This window comes from Rhizobium sp. 18055, from assembly GCF_902706285.1.
GTDB lineage: Bacteria > Pseudomonadota > Alphaproteobacteria > Rhizobiales > Rhizobiaceae > Rhizobium.
This window is the reverse complement of sequence record NZ_CACSKD010000001.1, coordinates 158,402-180,224: the sequence shown is the minus strand read 5'-3', so window position 1 is coordinate 180,224 and position 21,823 is coordinate 158,402. Positions and strand designations below refer to the sequence as shown.

The following is a 21,823-nucleotide window of genomic DNA, read 5'->3' as shown; positions in this document are numbered from 1 at the left end:
ACAGAGGTTGCATAAGGACATTGAAAGAAAGCTCCAATGCGCCATTTTCTGACGCAATCGGAATGGCGCTGACAGGACCAATGACGGCTCAATGCTGGGGCTGGCGGACGCGGTGCCGTCAGCGCCCGGGTTCACGTTGCACCGCGACCAGAGGGAACAAGAAAATGAAAATGCTTTTGGCTTCCACCGTTCTTGCTGCCGGCCTGCTTGGCCTCGGCGGCGCTGCATCTGCCGCCGAGTGTGGCGATGTCACCATCGCCAACATGAACTGGCAGTCCGCTGAAGTGGCGGCGAACATCGACAAGCTCATCCTTGAGGCAGGTTACGGCTGCAAGGCCGAACTCATTGTCGGCGATACCGTCCCGACCCTGACCTCAATGGCTGAAAAAGGCCAGCCCGACATCGCACCGGAGGCCTGGGTCAGCCTTCAGCCTGAAATCGTCAACCGTGGCCTCACCGACGGCAAGTTCATCAAGGCTGCGAAGATCTTGTCCGACGGCGCTATCCAGGGCTGGTGGATCCCGAAGTACCTCGCGGACGCCCACCCGGACGTCAAGACGATCCCTGATCTGCTGAAGCATCCCGAACTGTTCCCCGCACCTGAAGACAAGAGCAAGGGCGCCGTGTTTAATGGCCCGCAGGGCTGGGGCGGCACCGTCGTGACCGCGCAGCTCTTCAAGGCCTATGGTGGCGAAAAGGCCGGCTTCACGCTTGTTGATACCGGCTCCGCAGCCGGCCTCGACGGCTCGATTGCCAAGGCCTATGAAGCCAAGCAGCCATGGGTCGGCTACTACTGGGCACCGACTGCCCTTCTCGGCAAGTATCAGATGGTGAAACTCGGCTACGGTGCCGAATACAATGCTGAGGAGTGGAAGCGTTGCACGTCGGTGGCCGATTGCGCCGATCCGAAGGAAAACGCCTGGCCGGCCGACAATGTCGAGACGCTTGTCACCAAGAGCTTTGCCGATCGTGCAGGCCCCGAGGTAGTTGGCTATCTCAACAAGCGCGCCTGGACCAACGACACCGTCAACAAGCTGATTGCCTGGATGTCCGACAACCAGGCCAGCGGCGAAGAGGGTGCCAAGTACTTCCTGAAGAACAATGCGGACCTGTGGACCACATGGGTTTCGCCTGAGGTTGCCGAGAAGATCAAGGCATCGCTGTAACGGCCACATCGACAGCGGGCGGTCATGCCGCCCGCAACCGCTCCGGCGTGACGGCCAAACAATAATCACGGCCGCCGCCGATTTTGTCATGGGGAACTGACATGGATTGGCTCTGGAAATTTCCGTCGATGGACGAGGATATGCTGCGCGCCTTGAAAAAGAGCGTAGACGAAGGCTTTCGTACCTTCACCCGCGGCTATGGCAGCAGCATCGAAACGCTGTTCAGCCCGCTGCAGAGCTTTCTAATCTGGGCCGAGCGCCTGATGACCGGCATGCCCTGGCCACTGGTCATCGCCATCATCGGTGCGATTGCCTGGCTGGCGACACGCAGCTGGCGCATCGTGGTCGGCTGTATCGTGACGCTGCTTCTGATCGGCTATTTCGACATGTGGGAAGACACGATGAAGACCGTGTCGATGATCTTCGTCTGCACCGTCCTGTCGATTGCGGTCGGCCTTCCGATCGGCATCGCCATGTCGCGCTCGGACCGCATGCAGAAAATCGTCAATCCCATCCTTGACGTGATGCAGACAATGCCGAGCTTCGTCTATCTCATTCCGGTCGTCATGCTGCTCGGCATCGGCCGCGTGCCGGGTGTGATCGCTGTCGTCATCTACGCCCTGCCGCCGATGATACGGCTCACCAATCTCGGTATCCGCATGGTCGATCGTGACGTCCTGGAGGCTGCCGATGCTTTCGGTTCATCCAGCTGGCAGAAGCTGCGCAACGTCCAGCTTCCGCTCGCCTTGCCGACAATCATGGCCGGTATCAACCAGACGATCATGATGGCGCTGGCCATGGTGGTAATCGCCTCGATGATCGGCGTGCAGGGCCTCGGTCAGCCGGTGCTGAAGGCCATCGCCAACCAGTATTTCACCCTCGGCGTCTTCAACGGTCTCGCCATCGTCGGCATCGCCATCATCTTCGACCGCATCAGCCAGGCTTACGGTCTGCGTCTGCAGAAGCACCGGGAGGTGGTCCATGGGTAGTCAGTCGATCAGGATACGCAGCCTCTACAAGATCTTCGGACCACGTGGGCGCGATTTCGTCGAACCCGTTATGAAGGGCATGACGAAGACCGAACTGAACCGGGAACACGGCCACGTTCTCGGTCTGAAAGACATCAACATCACCATCCCGGGTGGTGGCATTACCGTCATCATGGGTCTCTCCGGCTCCGGCAAATCGACGCTGATCCGGCATATCAACCGCCTGATCGATCCGACATCGGGCGAAGTGCTTTATGGGGATGCGGACGTCTGCCGCATGGATCAGGAGCAGCTTCGACAGTTTCGTCAGAAGAAGACCGCGATGGTCTTCCAGAAGTTCGGCCTGCTGCCGCATCGCAACGTGCTGCAGAATGCGGTCTACGGCCTGGAGATCCAGGGCGTGGCGAAGGGCGAACGCGAGGAGCGGGCACAGCACTGGATCAAGCGCGTCGGGCTCGACGGGTTTGCCGCACACTATCCCAACCAGCTGTCGGGCGGCATGCAGCAGCGCGTCGGGCTGGCCCGGGCACTCACCAACGATGCTGAAATCCTGTTGATGGACGAAGCCTACTCGGCGCTCGATCCACTGATCCGCGTCGATATGCAGACGGTTCTGCTTGATCTGCAACAGGAGCTGAAGAAGACCGTCGTGTTCATCACCCATGATCTCGACGAAGCGCTCAGGCTTGGAGACCGGATCGCCATCCTGAGGGACGGTGAGGTGATCCAGCAGGGCACCCCTGCCGACATCGTGCTCAGACCCGCCGACGACTATATCACCGCCTTCGTCAAGGAAGTGAACCGCGCCCGGGTGATCCAGGTCGAGGCGATCATGAGCCCACCGGCAGCAACCTCGGCCAGACAGGCGGTTCGCATCCCGGCCGGGACGACGGTTGAGGCCGCGCTACGGGAAATGTCAGTCGCCAACGCCGCTACGGCCGTCGTCGTCTCCGGCGAAGGGCACGAGGTCGGTAGCGTCAGCATGGACGGGTTGATCAGGTGCCTCGTCGGCGAAGATCAGCACATACCGGGCGAGATATCACCGGCGGTGGTTGCGGAGGCGCTGTCGGCGATAGACTGACGTCTGCTTCAACCACGCATCGAATTGCACAAGACGCCCGGCTGAACAAAGTGTTCGACCGGGCGTTTTTCGTTTCAGGATAACTGCTTAGACCTGCGCGATATTGTCTTGCGTGAAGGTTGCGAAGGATGCCGCCGGAAGCGGGCCTGCCGTTATCAGCGTAAAGTCGAATGCCGCGCGCATGTCCGAGCCAAGCACGTATTGCCGATGCACGCGCAGGAAATCGCGCCGGATCTTGCGATAGTGTTCTTTGGTCAGCATATGGCGCATGCGGATCGTGGCGATCGATGCCTGCGGCGCATCCGGATGCCCGGAGAGGGCAACGACACGCGATTTGTAGAAATGGATCACGTCCGTCAGACAGTGGATCTCCAGAAAAAACACCTCTTTGGCCTGCGCGATGGTGCGGACCCTTGCCCGCAGGCTTGTGGCCGATCGCAGCAGTGCACACTGCAGAATGGCACCCCCGAGGGTCACGAACACCACGCGCTTGCCGTCCAGGATGTCAGGTTCCTCCTCAAGCAGCATGCCGACGACATGGGCAGCAACGCTTGAACCCATGCTGTGCGAGGTGATCAGATACTCATCTGCATCCTCGCGGAGCGCTTCGCGAACGCTATCTTTGCAGCGATCAAGCCATTGCAGGACGTCCGGATCAACGAGCCTGGCCAGCGCCACCGCGAGTTCCCAATCGGCGAACAGATGCAGCGTATGCAGCCGGCGGGAGAAGGGCAGGAAGAACGAATGAAAGAACACGATCGCGAGAAGCACGCTCCACAGGAAGTGCCAGCGTTGAAGCTCGAAGACGTAGGGAATGGCTGCAATCAACGCACTGGCGGCAAGCGCCAGCAGAACGAGCGCGAACGGAAACAAGAAAAACAGGCCAAACCGCCAGGCATGCCTGAAATAGCCGAAAAGGCCGCCCTGCACGATGACGCTTCCAGCGCTTGCGAAGCCCGATGCCAAACGCCGGACCAAGCTCTTGTCGGTGAACCTGTGAACAAGCTGATTGTGGTCGTAGACGAAAACGCGACTTGACGTTTTGCCGGCCGCGGCACGACAATTGACGTCGAAATAAGAGCCGGCATAACAATCACGAAGCCCGCCAACGTCAATATTCACGCCCCATACCTTGGCGCTCTGGTTCGCCGACCTCGTGTAGCGCGCGTGATGCGCTTTCGGATCGAGCGGCTCGAATCCCGGGAAGTGCAGAACGACGCGTCTTTCCACGGGATTGGCTGCAGTCTGTTCATTCAATGTATGCGGACCTTGACGGAAGAAGAAATCATAATGCGCTGGCGGACCAACAATTGGTGGGACGCGTGGTTTCTACGGACGGCAGTGGGAAGTAGACCACTGACATCCTGCTCGGGTGGGTGTCGATCCAACGACGGGAGTTGGAAAACAAAAAACCTGAAAATGACAGGTTCCGTTTCAACGCTCATCTATGAAGAGACTGTGTAAAGAACAAGGCCTGCGATCGATGTTTGCGGTGAAAACAGGCGCTTGCTGTGAGATGCTCGACGAATTTTCGAACTCTGTGCAGCTTATGGATGACGGCCTTCCTTGATGCCTCGCGAAAATTGCGCGATACCTGCAGCCGGCTGAAAATGCACACGCAGAGGGACAACGCCGATGAGCTGCGCCATCAACCTGCTTCAGGGATTTCGTGATTGAAAACGGCACGGCGGCTTTCGATCTCCGGCTCATCGAAGCCGCGCAATCCTGCGGATGGCCGTTCCGGGATCAGCCCTGTCGATATTGCCGATCACAATTCACGCACGACGTTGGGGTTGTTGCGGCGCTTTGGCCCTCTCACTCGCCAGGAACTCTCCAGACATCTCGGACTGACCGAGCCGGCCATTACCGGCATCGTGCAGCGGTTGGCAGATGCGGGATTGGTTGCGGGCAGCAAGCGGGCCACCGCGACCCGTTACGCCGCCGTCGAATTCGCGCTCTGTCCCGGCGCCGCATTCTCGATGGGGCTTCGTGTCGGTGCCGATGGCGGGGAGATCATCGCAATCGATCTGTCCTGCACGGTCGTCGGGCAAGCCAGATTCACGGGAATGGATGATATCGCTGATGCGGTGGAAGATGTCAGACGTCGCATATCGGGCAAATTGCACGGCTGCGGCATCGCTTTGTCGCCGGATGCGCCCGTCGATCGCACCGCGCTCACGGATATCATCGGGACGTTGGTTGCCCCGCTCTACCTGCTTGATGACAGTGAGGCCGCCATCAGCGCCGAACGGGTGCTCGGCATCGGCGATCCGGAAGGCGGTCTGGTCACGATCCTGATCGACAACACTATCCGCGCCGGATTGCTCATCGGCGGCCGACCGTTTCGCGGTATTCACGGGCTTGCCGGCCAGATCGGTGAGATGCGATCGGGTATCGATGGCGCCAGTCTGAACGACGTCGCCACGTTGCCATCGCTCGAACGGTATCTCGCCAGCGGCGACGTGTCCCCAGACGCATGGGTCGCGGTCGCAGCCCGTCATCTTCACGAAGCCGTTCTGGCGATCTCCGGCTTCATCGCGCCGGGAGCCATTCTGATCGCCGGCTCGTTGCCGGATGATATTCTGGCTGCGGTGATCGCGCGCATGTCGCAGGAACGCGACGAGAAAATCCGCAACTTGGTGATCGCGCCCTGGATCCCGGCCGTGCAACCGGCGACGCATCCAAAGACCGGCGTGGTTCTGGGCGCAGCCCTGCGACCATTCAACGAGACGCTGTTTCCAGTGTGACTGCCGAGCGTGCAGTCCGGCTTGGCACTTCCCAGGGTCACGTTGTGCCGCTTTCCAGAGGGCTGCCGATCGGGTTGCGAAACCGCTGAGCCGGTTCTGCCGATGGCAGGCCGAGACGGTGGGCCAGCGGGATTGCCGCGGCCCCCAGTGCTGCGGCGTCTTCCGAGCCTGCGGCCCGGTGCAGCGACGGCGCCTTTGCTCCGAGGCGACCGATTTCCTCATGGACATAGACGAGCAGTTCGTCGATCAGACGAACCGGGAAGCGGCCACCGATCAGCACGCCTTCCGGATCGACGATCATCCCGATGTGGACGATCGCCTGGGCGATCTTGACGCTGACCTTGCGCAGCCAGGCGCTGACGATTTCGCGCCCGGGGCCATCAAGGGTAAGAAGGTCGGCCGGCGTTGCAGCATGGATGCCATTGCGCCTGAGATGGTCGAGCAGGATGAACAGCGAGAACATCTCGCCGAGCGGCTGGGTGCTGCCGGCAAACGGCCCGTCATCGAAAACCACAGGCAACCAGCCGATTTCTCCGCCAATGCCGCTGGCGCCCTTGTGGCGGATGCCGTCGATGACAAGGCTGCCGCCCAGGCAGGCATTGGCGAGGATATAGAAGAAGCTGCCGATCTCCGTGCCAAGCCCGTACTCGATCTCGCCGAGAGCGGCCGCATTTGCGTCATTGTCGATGAAGACCGGATGATCGGAGATCGCCTCGAGGGCGCGTCGCACATCATAGCCATTCCACTGCCGGTACTCCGGCGGAAAGCCGATCACCTGAACCTCGCCAAGCCAATCAGGAATGGCGAGGCCTATCCCTGCCAGCCGGCTTTCCTGGATGATCCTCCTGCGTCGGAAGGAAGAGAGTGCATCTGCCATCAGCGCCACGAAGTCCTCCGGTAGCAGAAACCTCGCTTCGTGATGAATGCGCCCGCGAACGGTGCCAACGGCATCGACGGCGACGATCGTCAGGTGATCGCGGTCGATATTGGCGCCGATTGAAAACACCCCCTCCGGATCGATCTCCAGTTCGATGGCCGGCTGGCCTCTCAACCCATGGCGCCGCCGCGCCTCCATCACCAGCCCCTCGTCGAGCAGACGCTCGACGATCCGGGTCACGGCCTGCTTGGTCAGCCGCGAGCGTTCCGCCAGTTCGGTGCGCGAAATCGGCCCGCCGCGATGGATCGCGCTGAGGATCATCGCCCGGTTGGCCGCTGCCGCCTGCTCAGGGTTCGAGCCCGATGCCAGCACGTCCGTTCTCCTCTGATGGCGCCTTCGCCCGCGGTCCATTAGCCGGAGCCAATGACACTAAGTGATTGGCTTGGATACGAAAAGAGCCCGGCGTGACAACGCTGGGCTCTTCGATGAGTTGCGGGGAGGGACTAGCGCGAAATTCGCCAGCTCTTGACCTGGAACGGCATCAGGCCTTCGACCGGAACCTCGCTCATCGATTCCTCGAGAATGCTGACGGTCCCGTCGTTGCGCCATAGCTTCGGCAAGATCAGCCCGAAGCTGCCACGCCGTCCCGCCGGTTCGTAGACGCGGACGATCAGGCCCTCGCCATCCTCACAGGGTTTGATCACTGAGAGCGCGGCGTCGATCCCGGCGGCTGAGAGCGGCTGCCACGCGCCAACGGCGCGATCAGAGACCGGAAGCGTGACCAGCGGCTGGTTGAGATCTTCCGCCTCTTCGCGAACGCCACCCTCGTACCATGAGCCTTCATGTGGCATCAGCGAGTAGGTGAAGCTCTGCAGCCCTTCGTCGGCCAGCGGGTCCGGATAGACCGGCGAGCGCAGCAGCGACAGGCCGAGCACGTTGCCGCGGACGCTGTGGCCGTACTTGGCGTCGTTGAGGATCGCCACGCCGAAGCCGGGCTCCGACAGATCGGCAAAGCGGTGCGCCGGCGCCTCGAACATAGCCGCATCCCAGGAGGTATTGGAATGGGTCGGACGCTCGACCACACCATAGGCGCATTCGCAGGTGGCGCGCGGATTGCGCACCGCAACCGTGGTCAGCGTGCGCAGGAAAGCACGGCGGTCGTGCCAGTCGAGCGCCGTCTGGATATCCAGGCGGCGGGCATTGGCGGTGAGCGACAGCACCTGGGTGATCCGTGAGTGACGCCAGGTGCGGACGATCCTGATGGCGGCGCGATGCGGGGTGTTTTCGATCAGCTCCATGCTGTCGATGGCGGTAATCTCTTCGCCGCGGGCCGCGTAATCCTCTTCGACGTCCCAGGCATCCCAGTTGCGCGGCTTGTCGGCCGGATAGACGAACAGGCGGTTGCCGGCGCCATCGAGTGCCTCGCGGCCACTTGGCTTGTGCAGAATGCTGGCGATGGAGCCGTCTCTGGCCAGTGTCACTCTCAGGGTGGCGTTCTCGAGATGATTGCTGCCCGCTGAGAGACCCGGCTTTGGTAGCAGCTTGCTGAACTCAAGAACCGCGACGCCAAGCGGCGCAATGGTTCTTTCCGACGACACGATGCTTCCATCTGCAAGCTTCAGGCTGATCGGCCGTTGTGCAAGCGAAGGGTTGACCACCAGGATATTGTTGCCGGTGCCCGCCGGCAGCTGTCTTGCTATCTCGGCCATCGCCTGCGTCTGCGCCGCCTGTCCGTCAGCGATCACAGCGTCCAGTTCGTTGGCTGCATCCTCATAGACCTCGGCGATCGACGATCCGGGGAGAATGTCGTGGAACTCGTTCTTCAGCACCACGCGCCACTCCGGCTCCATCGATGCCGGCTGCTTGCCGCCGAGCAGGTGGGCGAGACCGGCCAGCGTTTCGGCGGTGATCAGGCTGCGCTCGGCCTTGCGATGCAGGCGCTTGATCACACTCTGGCTGGTCAGCGTAGCGCGGTGCAGTTCGAGATAGATTTCGCCCTGCCAGACGGTCAGATCCTTCTTCGCCGCACTGCCATGCGCGCCTTCGAAGAAATCATGCACCTTGGTCCACCGCGCCTCGGGCAGCGCCGGGAAGTTCCGCAGCTGTTTCTCGCGGGCGATCATTTCAGGCGTCACGCCACCGCCGCCGTCGCCATAGCCGACGGCCAGCAACGTCGTCTCGTGCTTGTCCTTCTGCTTGAAGTTCCGCCATGTCGGTACAAAGCAATCCGGCTGCACGAAGCCGTTATAACCATGCATCGGGTTGTCGAAGGTGTGTGTCAGCACCCGGCTGCCATCGAGACCTTCCCACCAGAAAAGATCGGCCGGGAATTTGTTGGTCTCCGACCAGTTCACCTTGATCGTGAAGAAGCTCTTCATGCCGCCCTGGCGCAGCAGCTGGGGCAGGGCGCCGGAGAAGCCGAAGCAATCGGGCAGCCAGCAGACGGTGTGGCGTACGCCAAACGTCTTTTCGAAATAGCGCTGGCCGTAGAGGATCTGCCGGCTCAGGCTTTCGCCCGTCGGCATGTTGGTATCGGGCTCGACCCACATGCCACCAAGCGTTTCCCACTGCCCGGCCTTCACCCGCTCGACGATGCGTTCCAAAAGGGCGGGATCGTCCTCGGCGATCTGCGCGTAATAATGCGCAGTCGACTGGTTGAAGCGGAAGTCGGAGGACTGCTCCATCAGCGAAAGTGCCGTGTGGAAGGTGCGGCGCATCTTGCGGCGGGTTTCGCCATAGGGCCAGAGCCAGGCAAGGTCGATATGGGCGTGGCCGGTCAACGCGATCTCGCCCTGTGGCGGGAAACGCTCGCGCAGATGCTTCAACTGCCCGATCAGCGTGTCGTATGCGGCGATCACGCTCGCCCGCTGGCCCTGATTAAGCCCCTCAGGCGAGGCGTCCAGTTCCGGCAGTTGCCAGATCTTCTGCTGGCCCGGCGATGGTGCCGTGCGGGCGATGTAGGCCGATGTCGAGGATGGCCAATCGAGGCCGCGCATCGCCGCTTCGGCAATATCCAGCAGATGCGGGATGACTTCGTGACCTTCGAGGATATCGACAGCCTCGCAGATCTGGCGCAGCAGCAACCAGAGCTGATCGACGGCACCATCGAGCCAGATGACGGCGGCGCGTTCCAGACGGGGTGCGCGCACCGGCTCGCCGAATGGCAGGCGTGCCACGGTCTCCGACGAGATCTTGATCCGGCGCGAGGTGACACGGAATTCGCGGTGGTAGGGGTCGAGGCCAAGCCTCGTCTCCTTGCCGGCGTCATCTGTGAGGGTGATCAGGCTTTCACCGCCGAGATCGAGCGTCAGGCGCGCTTCCTCGATCGGCCAATGTTCCGGCAGTTGGGCGGTACCGGAGAAATGCACGGTTCCGTCCTTGCGTGGCCACGAAGCGCCGAGGGCGATCGGCTCGCCTTCGAAGGTCCAGCCGTCGATCTGCATGGTTTCGCGTGAGCGCCAGTATTCCAGCTCCGACATGCGGACGCGGATGCGGTCGAGGCGTTGGGGAAGGGTAAGCGTCATGTTCATATCCTGAGGTTTGTAAAAGACATCAGCCCTTGACGGCGCCAGCCGTCATGGCGCCGAGGATGAGCCGTTGGAGCGAGAGAAAGGCGACGATGGCGGGGACCACGGAGACGAGGCAGGCAGCGGCCAGAAGCTGGATGGACGAGTCGTTCTGGGTGCCGGCATACTGGAATATCCCGACGCCGATCGGCGTCAGGGACTCCTTGCTGATCAGCAGGAACGGAACGAGGAACTGCGACCAGCCGGCGATCACCGAGATGATGAAGGCGGACGCGATCCCCTGCGTCGACAGAGGCAGGATGATCCGCCAGAAGACGGCAAAATGGCTGCACCCGTCGATCAGCGCTGCCTCGTCGAGGCTGCGGGGTATGCCGTCGATGAAGCCCTTGAGAATCCAGGTGACCATCGGCACGGCAAGCGCGATATAGACCATCGTTGCCCCGAAATGGCTGTCGGTGAGACCTATCTTCGCCATATAGCGGTAGAGCGGCACCATGATGACAAGTGGCGAGATCATCTGGAAGGCGAGCAGCACCATCATCCATGGACCCTTGCCGCGAAACGGAAAGCGCGAAAAAGCATAGGCTGCCGGTAAGGCGACGATCAGGCAGCCTATGGCGCTCGAGGTCGATAGGATCAGCGCGTTCCAGAGGTATCCGGCGAACTTGTCGGAGGAAAGGATGGTGGCGAAATTCTCCAGCGTCGGCGCCTTCGGGATCAGCCGCGAGACGCCGAGGAAAACCTCCTTGCGGGTCCTGAGTGCCAGCGACAACAGCCACAGCAGCGGCCAGGCGAAGAACACGAACGTCACGAACAGGAAGAGGTAGCTGAAGAGATCGCCGATGCGATCCTGTCGCGAATGTCTCATGCCGGTTCTCCCTTTGGCAGGAAGCGGGCATATACAAGCGCCAGGCTGAGACTGATGACCAGCATCAGGATCGACAGCACCGAACCGGCGGCCAGATCGTAGTTCCTGAACACGACGTTGAAGGTGTAAAGCGATAGAACTTCGGTCGCTCTGCCGGGGCCGCCGCCGGTCAACGAGATGATCGCGTCGAAGGTGTTGAGCGTCTGGATGGTGATCAGGATCATGTTGACCAGAATAGCGGCGCGAAGCTGCGGCAGGGTGATGTAACGCAGCCGGTGCCAGGCATTGGCGCCATCCATCTCGGCAGCCTCGTAGAGTTCCGGATCGATCGCCTTGATCGCTGCATACATGACCACCATCGAAAAGGCCGTGCCGCGCCAGACGTTGGAGATCACCACCGACCACATCACCATGTCAGGGTCAGACAGCCACTGCACCGGCGGAGAGCCCATCATCCGGAGCAGGCTGTTGAGGCCGCCGAAGGGGGCTTCGTTGAACAGCATCTTCCAGATGATGCCGCCGGCGATGCCGGGAACCACCCAGGCGATCAACGCGGTGGTCCGCACGATGGTCGAGCCGACCAGGCCGCGGCTCTCGCTGCGCACCACCACCTGGGCGATGAAGAGGCCGAGCATCTGCTGGGCGACCACGCTGGAGCCGGTGAAGACGAAGGTGACCCAGAGGATCTGCAGCAGCTCCGGCTTCGACAGCGTGTTGACGATGGTTTGCAGCGTGTATGTCTCCTCGCCGCCGACCAGCGAGATGTTGGTGAAGGCGAAGCGGAAGACGTCGAGCAGCGGATAAAGATAGAAGACGCCGAGCACCAGAATGAGCGGGAGCAGCCACGGGGCCGGCGAAGGGTGCCGCCGCCGTGCGATCCGTCTGCGGCTCGGTTCGGCGCTCTCGGCCGCAATGCTCAGATTGGTCATCGATCCGTCCGGTCATATGTCATTGAAAGGTCAGGCGGTCGGCGTCTTGGCGCGGGTTCGTGTCCCGCGCCAAGACATCGTCACCTCAGCTGCGCTTGAAGGCACTGAGCGCTGCGGCAAACGCCTCATCGACAGCAGCGTCGGTTGCCTGCGTGCCGGTCAGAACCTTGCCCATCATGACCTGGATCTGATTGGATATTTCAGGATAAACCGCCGCACCCGGCCGCGCCTGACCGACCTTCAACGCTTCGGCAAAGGTCTTGTTCGCAGGTGTCGAGAAGACCTGGTACTTGTCGTAGAGATCGGCGCGGGTCGGCAATTGTTCCTGCAGCGCATTGGCCGGGCCCATATAGATCTCGCGGGCGAGATCGGCGCAGACCTTTACCTTCGCGGCGTCCTTGCTGAAGGCGGCAACCGTCCAGCCGCCCGTCCCTGTCGATCGCTGGTCGGCTGTCGGGCCGGGGAGCGGCGAGAAGGTCCAGTTGGCAAAATCCTCCGGCTCGAGTGCCGTCTTCAGCTGCGCATACTGCCAGTTGCCGCCGACGAAGAGCGCGGTGGTGCCGGCTGCGGCCGCAGCGTTGAAGTCGTCGTAGTTGCCGATCGTTGCGACGCGCTTCGGCGCCGCGCCTGATTCCACGAGATCACGATAGTAATTCACCGCCTTGATGAACTTCTCACGGTTGTCGCCTTCGCCGAACACCGGCTTGCCCTCGTCATCGACGAGCTTGCCGCCCTGACCCCAGAAGTTCGCCAGCCAGTCGAAGGTGGTGCCTTCATAGCGACCGCCATTGAAGAGAACGCCTTCCATGCCCTCCTCGACAGAATGCAACGCGGCCTTCTTCAGGTCATCCCAGGTCTGCGGCGCATCAGGCACGATCGATTTGTTGCGATAGAGCACACGCAGGTCTGTCGACCACCACCATGCATAGATGTTGCCATCGGTGCCGGTGATCCCGTCGCGGATGAACGGAAACAGCTGACCGATCTCTTCCTTGCTGAAATAGGGCGAGAAGGACTGTAGGACGCCTGCCTTCTTGAATAGCGGCAGCACGAAGGAATCGACGGCCGCGCAATCCGGCGCCGAGCCCGACTTCGCCTGTTCCAGCATGCGCGCCTGTTCCTGCCCGATGTCTCCGGACATCATCTGCAGCTCGATCTGCCAGTCCGGGCGCTTGCCGATGAAATCGTTGAAAAGCTTGCTGTAGCCCTCGGCATAAGCCGGCTCGTTGCTGCGAGGGCCATCCGTGGTCATCCGGAAGACCAGCTTGTTGGGCGCGTCCGCCTTGCCGACGATATCGCCGGTGATCAGATCTTGCGCGGTCGCGGCCAAGGGCGCTCCAAGGCACGAACTCGCCAGCAGGGCGAGCATGAGTATCCTGTTCCTCACCAGTCATTCCTCCCGATTTAGGATCACATCCGGGCCGCTGCCTCCACAACAACAAGCTTCCTCCGATCCACCAACTAGATTAAGTCACTTTGCTTTTGTGTCAAGCGTGGTTGTCGCCGAGCATCCGCAATCCACGCTCGGCACGACGACATTATTGAGATCTCGCAGAAGCGCCGGCAAAGCGCGGCTGCTGTCCCAGCCATCAAATGGCGGCGCGTTCCCAAGCAGACATGTGAGCTATCAATAGGTGGTCCTATTGCTGCTTCGCGGATGGACAACCATTTTTTCCCGGTAAATATCACCCTGCCGTGCTCTGGCGCGCCATGGCCTGGCTTTCTGCAGCGGAATATAGTGCGGATCGTTCCGGTCTAGCTCTGAGATGGCCAAGTCCGGTTCCTGTGCAGGCGCGCAGCGCGCCGTCCATTCTCCGTCAGGTCCGATCACCCCAGCCGGTCCCTTGTGCGCCTTCTGCACTGGTGTCGATCCACCGATCCACAGGCAATTCAGACCGGCATGCGCCCGCAGCGCGAGCTGAAAATAGTCGAGAATGCCGTAGGACGAGAAAAGAACGGCATCGACGCCCATCCCCTCATAGTCAGAAAACACCTCCGGAAACTGTGATTCAATGCAGATCGCGAAGCCGAACTTGTAGCCATCGACGTCGATCGTCACAGGTTCCGTACCCGGCGTGTACCAGCCGCCGAGTTCGGCGTTCGACAGAAAGCGCTTGTCATATCGCGTCAGGAGATCGCCTTTATCGCCAAGAGCATAGAGGCAGTTGTGCGGGGGGTGGCCAATTGACAGTCGATGCGCTCCGCCGACAACCGCGAAAATGCCTTGCCTCTTGCAAAGATCGGCAATCGCTCGCAATTCGATCTCCTGGGCCGTCCAGTCAAAGCGAGCCCAATCATCCGGCGTCAGCACCTGGAATTTGGAATAGCCGGATAGCGCACCTTCGCAGAAGCTGACCAATCGGGCACCGCCTTCGGCAGCCCGCGAAATCATCGAGCGTATTGACTGGCCATTCGCCGAGATATCAGCAGAAACAAAGGTCTGCGTGGCAGCTATCTTCACTGGTCTTCCTCCCGTGATCGCGACTCACAGTGTCGCGTGATCCGCAGCGGGCTGAAACCCTGAATAATGAAGGTGCGTCCGAGGCTAACGCCGTCACCCTCACTGCCTCAATCGTGAGAGGCCGCCAGTGCGATCGAATCCGCGACCTCGATGCAGCGATCGGAGAGTGTGGCGGTCGCCACGCGCAGGTAGTTGCCCGGCAACAGCGAAAACTTGGCGCCGGGATGGACGGCAATCCCGCGTGCGGCAAGTGTGACCATCGCAAACGGTTCCGATGACACCGGAACCCAGGCGCTCAGGCCGCAGCCGTGTGCTGCATCGATGTTCCGATCCTGCAGCGCCCGCACGAGGTCGCCACGCCGTCGCGCATAAATCGCCTTGGCGCGCTGGAGGATTTCTTGCGTTGCCGGATCGCGGATCAGCCAGGCGCCGGCGGCCTGCAGGATGCGACTTGTCCAGCCGGCGCTGAAGCTGCGGTAGGACTGGATCTGTTCGACGATCGCCCGCGAACTGGAAAGCACCGCAAGGCGCAGATCCGGTCCGTGCGTCTTCGAAAAAGAGAAAATGTGGATGACCCGCTCGGGAAAGAGATGCCCAAGCGACTGACGCGGCTGATCGGCAATATCGGCAATGCCATCGTCTTCGACGATCAGCGTATCGGTGTTTCGAAGGATTTCGGCCAGGCGGCTCATTCGCTCGGTGCTGACACTTTGGCCGGTGACGGAATGCACGCGCGGCTGGAAGATGAAGGCTACGGGCCGGTACTTCATCGCTGCCTCAAGAGAGGAGGGCAACGGCCCGTGATGATCGCATTCGACCGGAACGATGCGGGCGCCACGATCCTCCAGAATATCCAGAAGCCTCATTCCGGTTGGATTCTCGATCGCAACGGCGGCGCCCGGCATCACCAACGCGTTCATCATCGTATAGACGGCGTTGTAGCCGCCGTTGGTCGCGAGAAACGCTTCAGGCTCGTAGGGCCAGGTTTCCCGGACGGCGGCTTCCAGTTCCGGCAGGATGCGGCTGCGCTCATAGCTGTTCAGGTTTTCCGCGGATGCCCCGTAGACCATCGCCTCGGTAAGGTTTGGAAGCAGGGTTACGTCCGGCACTGCCGCTGTCAGGTTCAGCACGTCCACGCCATAGTTGCCGGAACTGGCGAGCCGTTCAGGTTTTGCGACGAAGCGATCGCCGCTCACCCATGTGCCGTTGCGGCCGCGGCCGCTGATGATCTTCTGGCGCCGCAACTCGCTCCAGGCTTCGGAGATGGTTGCAGGGCTTATGCCGAGCGCAAAGGCGAGATCGCGGATGGCAGGCAGCTTGGTGCCGACGGGCAACGCGCCGCCGCGGATCAGGGCGCTGGTCTCGATGGCAATCCCCCGGATCGTCCGATCGGTTATTTTTTCAGCAAACCAGATTGCGTCCCGAATTTCGCTCATTTTTCCACCAAAATTAATGTTCAATAACGTAATAACATTTGATCAGTATTATTTGAACATTTAATCATGGGCCAGACAAGAACTATTGTGAGTGAATGCTAATGCCGATTACTCTTCGTCTTGCCCTGCGTGACTGGGACTACATGACGCCTCTTATTCTCGGCGATGTTTCGTCGTCGAAGCTTGACATCAAGGTCGAGCGCGTTGGCACGCTCGTCTCCCATGTCGGCAAGAGCGATACCTGCGATGCCGCCGAAATGTCCTTCAGCCGCTATACGCAGCTTTGCATCGACGGCGACAAGAGCGTGGTCGGCATTCCGAACTTCATCATGCGCGGTTTTCGCCATCGTTGCGTCATCACCATGAAGGACAGCCCGATCACCGAGCTGTCGCAGCTCGCCGGCAAGCGCATCGGCGTGACCGGCTGGCGCGACTCGGGCAACACATGGACGCGTGCCGCTCTTCGCCGCGAAGGTGTCAATGTCGAGGATGCGATGTGGTATGCCGGGCGCCTCACCGAAGCGCACCCGATCACCGATCGCCTTGATGGCTTCGGTCGCGAGGGCCGCATCGAGGCAGCTCCCGGTGAACGGCCGATGATCGATCTGCTGAAGGAAGGCAAGCTCGACGCCATCTTCACGCCGTTCATGCCGGATGGCTATTTTGCCAATGGTTCACCGTTCCGCCAGGTTCTTTCCGATTTCCGCGGCGCCGAGCGTCGATATTTCGAAGAGGTGGGATATGTACCGGGCATGCACCTCATCGGCATCAAGGCAGAGATCGTGGCGGAAAATCCTTGGATCATCTCCGAACTCAGTCAGGTCATCGACGAATCCCAGCGTGTTTGGTTGAGCAAGCGCCGCAAATATGCCGATACCTCGCCCTGGATGTTCGACGAATTGCTCAAGACTTCGCTTGAACTGCCGGAAGGCTGGGACGCGAGTGGGCTTGCCGCAAACCACAAGATGATCGTCGATTTCGCCGGTGAACTCCATGCGCAGGGCATCCTGCCACGGCAGCTTTCGCCTCTGGAACTCTTCGAATTCGATACCGATGGCAGCCGAACGGGCCTTGCCGCGTAACCTGGACTATCAATACCGCAATCAAAAAGGGGAATGAACATGTCGCTGAAGAAAATGACCTACCTTGCCTTGGCAGGCGTGATGATCTCGGGTGCCGCAATGGCTGAGGACGCAGCTCTGCCGAAGCTCTCGGTCAACGCAGACCTGCATGCCAAGCTGCCGGATGCCATCAAGACGTCAGGCAAGATGATCTCGGTCAACAACGGTTCATTCCCTCCCTACGAGATCGTGACCGGCACCGTCATGACCGGCGCCAGCGCCGATCTGACCGAAGCACTCGGCGAAGTGCTCGGCGTCAAGATCGAGCACGAGACCGTCGGCGGTCTTCCGGCATTGCTCGCCGGCGTCAACTCCGGCCGCTACCAGTTCGCCTTCGGCCCGGTCGGCGACTACAAGGATCGCGAAGCCGCCAATGATTTTGTCGATTGGGTGCAGGAATTCGTCGTCTTCGCCGCTCAGAAGGGCAACCCCAAGGGTATCACGTCACTCGACACCGCCTGCGGTCAGCGTATCTCCGTCATGGCCGGCGGCTCTGCCGAGCGAGTGATCAAGGCCCAGTCCGACAAGTGCAAGGCCGACGGCAAGGATGCAGTCGAGGTGCAGTCCTATACCGATCAGCCGAGCTCGATCCTCGCCGTCCGTTCCAAGCGCGCCGACGCCTTCTTCTCCTCGCAGGCGCCGCTCACCTATTTCGTCAGCCAGGCCAACGGCCAGCTGGAACTGACCGGCGTTGGCCAGAAGAACGGCTTCGAGGACATATTCCAGGGCGCCGTCGTGCCGAAGGGTTCGCCGCTCGGTCCCATCATGGTCGATGCGATTAAGGTGCTGATCGATAACGGTACCTATGCCGCGATCATGAAGAAGTGGGGCCTCGAGAACAACATGATCAAGGCGCCCGGCATCAACCTCGGTGGACAGCTTCCCAAATGAGCACCAACACCAAAACCAATGCACCGCCATCTGGCGGTGCAGACTACCGCGACGTAGCGACAGCCCACGCGCCGTTCAGAACGGGTCGTCTTGCCCTCTGGGTCGTCATCGCTATCCTTGTTGCCGATTTCGTCTGGATCGTCGCCAACAACGAGAATTTCGGCTGGCCCGTCGTTGCCCAGTATTTCTTCGACCCGACCGTCATCAGCGGCCTGTACGTCAGCCTTGGCTTGACTGTCATCGCCATGATCATCGGCGTCGCGCTCGGCCTGCTGATCGCGATCATGCGGATGTCCGATGACCGGCTGGCAAGCGGTTTTGCCTCGCTGTTCATCTGGTTCTTCCGCGGCACGCCGCTGCTGGTGCAGTTGATCTTCTGGTACAACATGTCGACGCTGTTTCCGCAGCTGTCGATTGCCATCCCGTTTGGTCCGTCGCTGATCAGCTGGGATACCAACGCGGTGATCACCCCGATGACCGCTGCAATCGTCGGCCTTGCGCTCAACGAAGCGGCCTATATGGCGGAAATCATCCGTGGCGGCCTGCTTTCCGTCGATCGCGGTCAGGCGGAAACAGCCGAGGCTTTCGGGATGACCAAGGCGCGCGCCTTGCGGCGGATCATCATCCCCCAGGCGATGCGCTCGATCGTGCCGCCGACCGGCAACCAGCTGATCAGCATGATCAAGGCAACCTCGCTCGTCAGCGTCATCGCCATGGCTGATCTGCTCTATTCGGTGCAGTCGATCTACAACCGTACCTTCGAGATCGTGCCGATGCTGATGGTCGCGGTCATCTGGTACCTCCTCATCACCTCGGTGCTGAATATCGGCCAGAGCTATATCGAAGCCTATTACGGCCGCAGCGACCGTCGTAACGGCGGGGCTGCAAAGCCTGTCGCAGTCGCCACAGAGGAGGCAAGCCATTGACCGCAGTTTCCAGTGCAACTGGCGATACGGCAAAGCCTCTGGTGCAGGCCCGTAACGTTCACAAGTCCTTCGACGAGCTCGAAGTGCTGAAGGGCATCGACCTCGACATCATGCCGGGGGAGGTCGTGGTCGTGCTCGGTCCATCCGGATCGGGAAAGTCCACCTTCCTGCGCTGTATCAACCACCTCGAAGCCATCCAGCAGGGATTTATCGAGGTGGATGGCGAGCAGATCGGCTACAAGCTCCGTAATGACCGGCTGGAGAAGCTTTCTGCCAACGGGATTGCTCGCCAGCGCCGCAAGATCGGCATGGTGTTTCAGCAGTTCAATCTCTACCCGCACATGACGGTGCTGCAGAACATCATCGAGGCGCCGGTTGGCGTCCATGGCGAAAGCCGCAAGGCTGCAATCGAAAACGCCAAGCGACTGCTGGAACGCGTCGGCCTGTCGGAGAAGGCCAATGCCTATCCCCGCCAGCTGTCCGGTGGCCAGCAGCAGCGCGTGGCGATTGCCCGCGCCCTGGCGATCAAACCAAAGCTGATGCTGTTCGACGAACCGACCTCGGCGCTCGATCCCGAACTCGTCGGCGAAGTGCTGGCGACGATGAAGGATCTGGCTAAGCAGGGCCTGACGATGATCGTCGTCACCCACGAGATCGGCTTTGCCCGCGAAGCTGCCGACAGGGTGGTGTTCATGGATGGCGGCCACATCATCGAGCAGGGCAAGCCCGAAGATGTGATCGGCAATCCGCAACATCCGCGCACCCAGGCCTTCCTGTCGCGCTTCCTCTGAGGTCTCGCGCACAACGCGCGCGGGCCTTTCACATCGGATCTGAAAAAGCCAGCTGGCCCCAGCGCGGGGCCGGTGCTGGACAGCGCATGCAAAAAAATTGGAACAAAGATGACCATCGATAACGATTTCGCCCGCCTTTCGGATTTCGCGCCAATGGATGCCGAACTCCGCGCCATCCGCCAGCATCTCCATGCCCATCCCGAGCTGTCGTTCGATGAGGTAGAGACCTCCCGTTTCGTGGCTGACAAGCTGGAAGGCTGGGGCTACGAGGTGACGCGCAATGTCGGTGGCCACGGCATCGTTGCCCGCATGACCGCAGGCGCTGGCAAGAAGAGCATCGCCATCCGCGCCGATATGGACGCACTGCCGATCACCGAACAAACAGGAAAGCCCTATGCCAGCACGGTACCGGGCAAGATGCACGCCTGCGGCCATGATGGCCACACCACCGTGCTCCTCGGCGCTGCCGAATATCTGGCGCGCACGCGAAAATTCAATGGCACGGTCAACCTGATCTTCCAGCCGGCCGAAGAGGCAGGCGGCTTCAGCGGTGCCCAGGCGATGATCGATGACGGCCTGTTCGAACGCTTCCCCTTTGACGCGATTTTCGGCCTGCACAACCATCCGGGCGCCCCCGAGGGCAGCTGGCTGATGCGCTCCGGCCCGCTGATGGCTGCGGCCGACACGGTCGAGATCAGGATCACCGGCAAGGGTGGCCACGCCTCCCGTCCGCATCTGACGATCGATCCTGTTGTCGTCGCCTGCAATCTCGTCGTTTCCCTGCAGTCGGTCGTTTCCCGCAACATCGACCCGACGCAGACCGCCGTCATCACGGTCGGCGCGATCCATTCGGGGGAGGCTGCCAACGTCATTCCCGAGAGCGCCAGGATGCTGATGACGGTCCGGTCGTTCGATCCGAAGGTTCGCGAAATTCTCGAGAAGCGCATCAAGACACTGACGCAATCGATCGTCGAGGGCTTCGGCGCCACCGTCGAGATTATCTATACCTACGGAAATCCCGTTGTGGTCAATTCGGAGAAGGAAACCGCGTTTGCACGCATGGTCGCCGAAGAACTGGTCGGCGAGGGCAATGTGGCGCTCTGCCCGCTCATTCCAGGCAGCGAGGACTTCTCGCATTTCCTGCAGCACAAGCCCGGCAGCTTCCTGCGCCTCGGCAACGGCATGAACTCGGCTATTCTCCACAGTGCCAAGTATGACTTCGCCGACGACAGCCTGACGGCGGGTGCAGCGATGTGGGCGCGGCTGACGGAACGCTATCTCGACGAATGATGCCTGAAATGGCCAAGCCGGCTGCTTGGCCGGCAGGTGTCGAATGCTGACGAAGCAATCATCGAAGTATCAGGGCGTCCCAAGTGGGCGCCCTTTGCCGTTTTCGTGCCGGTTGCGGCGCCAATGGCTGACGCCGCCTGTATATGGAGACGATGACGCCTCCGACCTCAAACGTCATTGCTGGGAGGGCGATGCGCCAGACTTGCCTGCCGAGGCAGGGCCGGACCGATCCACTTGTGTCTGCGCCATGGCTTTCACCAGCGCGACGATCTTTTCGCGAAGATGCTGGTCGGTGATCTTGATGAACGCCTTGTTCAACGCGAGCCCTTCCTTGGAGTGCAGGAACTCCGCGACCGGGTCTGTTGTGACGCTCAAATCAAGACCGGCAAGCGACAACGGCTCCGAGGGGTCCTGCTGGAAGAAGAAGCTTGGGGAGGTGTTCAGAACCTCAGCGATGCGCTGCAGCCGGCTGGCGCCGATCCGGTTCATGCCTTTTTCGTATTTCTGCACTTGCTGGAACGTAACGCCGATCTGCTCTGCGAGCCTTTCCTGACTCAGTCCCAGCAACTGCCTGCGCACCCTGACTTGCGAGCCTACATAGCTATCGATTGCATTCGGTGTCTTTGCATTCATTCTAAATTTCCTATGCCGAAACTGATCGAACCGATCCCCGGCTAACCGGCTCCTCCCAGCAACAACAGTTTGTCTCAGCGCGGCATCAAA

General features: G+C 60.9%; 18 protein-coding genes. 9 read left to right on the top strand and 9 right to left on the bottom strand.

The features are described from left to right. Positions 1–164 precede the first annotated feature (164 nt). From GVL52_RS00860 to GVL52_RS00850, 3 genes are all read left to right on the top strand, one after another. Positions 165–1,166, top strand: coding sequence for an ABC transporter substrate-binding protein (locus GVL52_RS00860; RefSeq protein ID WP_160003366.1), 1,002 nt, complete (start codon positions 165–167; stop codon positions 1,164–1,166). Positions 1,167–1,267: 101 nt separating this feature from the next. Continuing rightward, entirely contained in the window at positions 1,268–2,155 is an 888-nt protein-coding gene (locus GVL52_RS00855; protein ID WP_160003365.1) for a proline/glycine betaine ABC transporter permease, read from the top strand. Further along, a complete protein-coding gene (locus tag GVL52_RS00850) occupies positions 2,148–3,236 on the top strand; it encodes a glycine betaine/L-proline ABC transporter ATP-binding protein (RefSeq protein ID WP_160003364.1) in 1,089 nt (362 codons plus the stop codon). Before GVL52_RS00855 ends, GVL52_RS00850 begins: the two co-directional genes overlap by 8 nt. Positions 3,237–3,323: 87 nt before the next feature. On the opposite strand, the gene GVL52_RS00845 is transcribed toward GVL52_RS00850, so the two are convergent. After that, complete coding sequence (locus tag GVL52_RS00845; protein ID WP_160003363.1) at positions 3,324–4,466, bottom strand: hypothetical protein; 1,143 nt, start codon at positions 4,464–4,466, stop codon at positions 3,324–3,326. A 443-nt stretch (positions 4,467–4,909) separates the two neighbouring features. Between GVL52_RS00845 and GVL52_RS00840 the strand changes: the two genes are divergently transcribed. Continuing rightward, entirely contained in the window at positions 4,910–5,983 is a 1,074-nt protein-coding gene (locus tag GVL52_RS00840; RefSeq protein ID WP_160003362.1) for an ROK family transcriptional regulator, read from the top strand. Positions 5,984–6,020: 37 nt separating this feature from the next. Here GVL52_RS00840 and GVL52_RS00835 read toward each other — a convergent pair whose 3' ends face one another. The 7 genes from GVL52_RS00835 to GVL52_RS00805 all read right to left on the bottom strand — a co-directional run bounded on the left by GVL52_RS00835 (position 6,021) and on the right by GVL52_RS00805 (position 16,081). After that, a complete protein-coding gene (locus GVL52_RS00835) occupies positions 6,021–7,181 on the bottom strand; it encodes an ROK family transcriptional regulator (RefSeq protein ID WP_244619082.1) in 1,161 nt (386 codons plus the stop codon). A gap of 182 nt (positions 7,182–7,363) precedes the next feature. Next, positions 7,364–10,384 (bottom strand): glycoside hydrolase family 38 C-terminal domain-containing protein, encoded by a 3,021-nt coding sequence (locus GVL52_RS00830; RefSeq protein ID WP_160003360.1) that lies wholly within the window; start codon positions 10,382–10,384, stop codon positions 7,364–7,366. Between the two features lie 28 nt (positions 10,385–10,412). Beyond that, positions 10,413–11,255 carry a carbohydrate ABC transporter permease gene (locus GVL52_RS00825; RefSeq protein ID WP_160003359.1) on the bottom strand — a complete coding sequence of 281 codons (843 nt, stop codon included), beginning with the start codon at positions 11,253–11,255 and terminating at the stop codon, positions 10,413–10,415. Next, positions 11,252–12,184, bottom strand: coding sequence for a carbohydrate ABC transporter permease (locus tag GVL52_RS00820; protein WP_160003358.1), 933 nt, complete (start codon positions 12,182–12,184; stop codon positions 11,252–11,254). The genes GVL52_RS00825 and GVL52_RS00820 overlap by 4 nt, the downstream gene beginning before the upstream one ends. Before the next feature lie 85 nt (positions 12,185–12,269). Continuing rightward, positions 12,270–13,553 (bottom strand): extracellular solute-binding protein, encoded by a 1,284-nt coding sequence (locus tag GVL52_RS00815; protein ID WP_160003964.1) that lies wholly within the window; start codon positions 13,551–13,553, stop codon positions 12,270–12,272. Between the two features lie 258 nt (positions 13,554–13,811). Then, the gene (locus GVL52_RS00810; protein WP_160003357.1) at positions 13,812–14,645 is read right to left on the bottom strand and encodes a carbon-nitrogen hydrolase family protein; all 834 of its coding nucleotides are present in this window, start codon (positions 14,643–14,645) and stop codon (positions 13,812–13,814) included. 107 nt (positions 14,646–14,752) lie between these two features. Beyond that, entirely contained in the window at positions 14,753–16,081 is a 1,329-nt protein-coding gene (locus tag GVL52_RS00805; RefSeq protein WP_160003356.1) for a PLP-dependent aminotransferase family protein, read from the bottom strand. 101 nt (positions 16,082–16,182) lie between these two features. Here GVL52_RS00805 and GVL52_RS00800 point away from each other — a divergent pair, with 101 nt between their 5' ends. The 5 genes from GVL52_RS00800 (at position 16,183) to GVL52_RS00780 (ending at position 21,100) form a co-directional block, all read left to right on the top strand. Beyond that, entirely contained in the window at positions 16,183–17,163 is a 981-nt protein-coding gene (locus GVL52_RS00800; RefSeq protein WP_160003355.1) for a nitrate ABC transporter substrate-binding protein, read from the top strand. Between the two features lie 39 nt (positions 17,164–17,202). Beyond that, complete coding sequence (locus tag GVL52_RS00795; protein ID WP_160003354.1) at positions 17,203–18,093, top strand: ABC transporter substrate-binding protein; 891 nt, start codon at positions 17,203–17,205, stop codon at positions 18,091–18,093. Beyond that, entirely contained in the window at positions 18,090–19,019 is a 930-nt protein-coding gene (locus GVL52_RS00790) for an amino acid ABC transporter permease (protein WP_160003353.1), read from the top strand. The genes GVL52_RS00795 and GVL52_RS00790 overlap by 4 nt, the downstream gene beginning before the upstream one ends. Then, entirely contained in the window at positions 19,016–19,810 is a 795-nt protein-coding gene (locus GVL52_RS00785; protein WP_160003352.1) for an amino acid ABC transporter ATP-binding protein, read from the top strand. The genes GVL52_RS00790 and GVL52_RS00785 overlap by 4 nt, the downstream gene beginning before the upstream one ends. A 108-nt stretch (positions 19,811–19,918) precedes the next feature. Beyond that, positions 19,919–21,100 carry a M20 aminoacylase family protein gene (locus GVL52_RS00780; RefSeq protein WP_160003351.1) on the top strand — a complete coding sequence of 394 codons (1,182 nt, stop codon included), beginning with the start codon at positions 19,919–19,921 and terminating at the stop codon, positions 21,098–21,100. Positions 21,101–21,274: 174 nt separating this feature from the next. Here GVL52_RS00780 and GVL52_RS00775 read toward each other — a convergent pair whose 3' ends face one another. Then, positions 21,275–21,733, bottom strand: coding sequence for a helix-turn-helix domain-containing protein (locus tag GVL52_RS00775; protein ID WP_160003350.1), 459 nt, complete (start codon positions 21,731–21,733; stop codon positions 21,275–21,277). Positions 21,734–21,823: the final 90 nt, after the last annotated feature.

Coding starts and splice junctions, on each gene's coding strand:
- GVL52_RS00860 (WP_160003366.1), top strand. CDS start 165: ATGAAAATGCTTTTGGCTTCCACCGTTCTTGCTGCCGGCCTGCTTGGC.
- GVL52_RS00855 (WP_160003365.1), top strand. CDS start 1,268: ATGGATTGGCTCTGGAAATTTCCGTCGATGGACGAGGATATGCTGCGC.
- GVL52_RS00850 (WP_160003364.1), top strand. CDS start 2,148: ATGGGTAGTCAGTCGATCAGGATACGCAGCCTCTACAAGATCTTCGGA.
- GVL52_RS00835 (WP_244619082.1), bottom strand. CDS start 7,181: ATGATCCTCAGCGCGATCCATCGCGGCGGGCCGATTTCGCGCACCGAA.
- GVL52_RS00830 (WP_160003360.1), bottom strand. CDS start 10,384: ATGACGCTTACCCTTCCCCAACGCCTCGACCGCATCCGCGTCCGCATG.
- GVL52_RS00825 (WP_160003359.1), bottom strand. CDS start 11,255: ATGAGACATTCGCGACAGGATCGCATCGGCGATCTCTTCAGCTACCTC.
- GVL52_RS00820 (WP_160003358.1), bottom strand. CDS start 12,184: ATGACCAATCTGAGCATTGCGGCCGAGAGCGCCGAACCGAGCCGCAGA.
- GVL52_RS00815 (WP_160003964.1), bottom strand. CDS start 13,553: ATGCTCGCCCTGCTGGCGAGTTCGTGCCTTGGAGCGCCCTTGGCCGCG.
- GVL52_RS00805 (WP_160003356.1), bottom strand. CDS start 16,081: ATGAGCGAAATTCGGGACGCAATCTGGTTTGCTGAAAAAATAACCGAT.
- GVL52_RS00800 (WP_160003355.1), top strand. CDS start 16,183: ATGCCGATTACTCTTCGTCTTGCCCTGCGTGACTGGGACTACATGACG.
- GVL52_RS00795 (WP_160003354.1), top strand. CDS start 17,203: ATGTCGCTGAAGAAAATGACCTACCTTGCCTTGGCAGGCGTGATGATC.
- GVL52_RS00790 (WP_160003353.1), top strand. CDS start 18,090: ATGAGCACCAACACCAAAACCAATGCACCGCCATCTGGCGGTGCAGAC.
- GVL52_RS00780 (WP_160003351.1), top strand. CDS start 19,919: ATGACCATCGATAACGATTTCGCCCGCCTTTCGGATTTCGCGCCAATG.
- GVL52_RS00775 (WP_160003350.1), bottom strand. CDS start 21,733: ATGAATGCAAAGACACCGAATGCAATCGATAGCTATGTAGGCTCGCAA.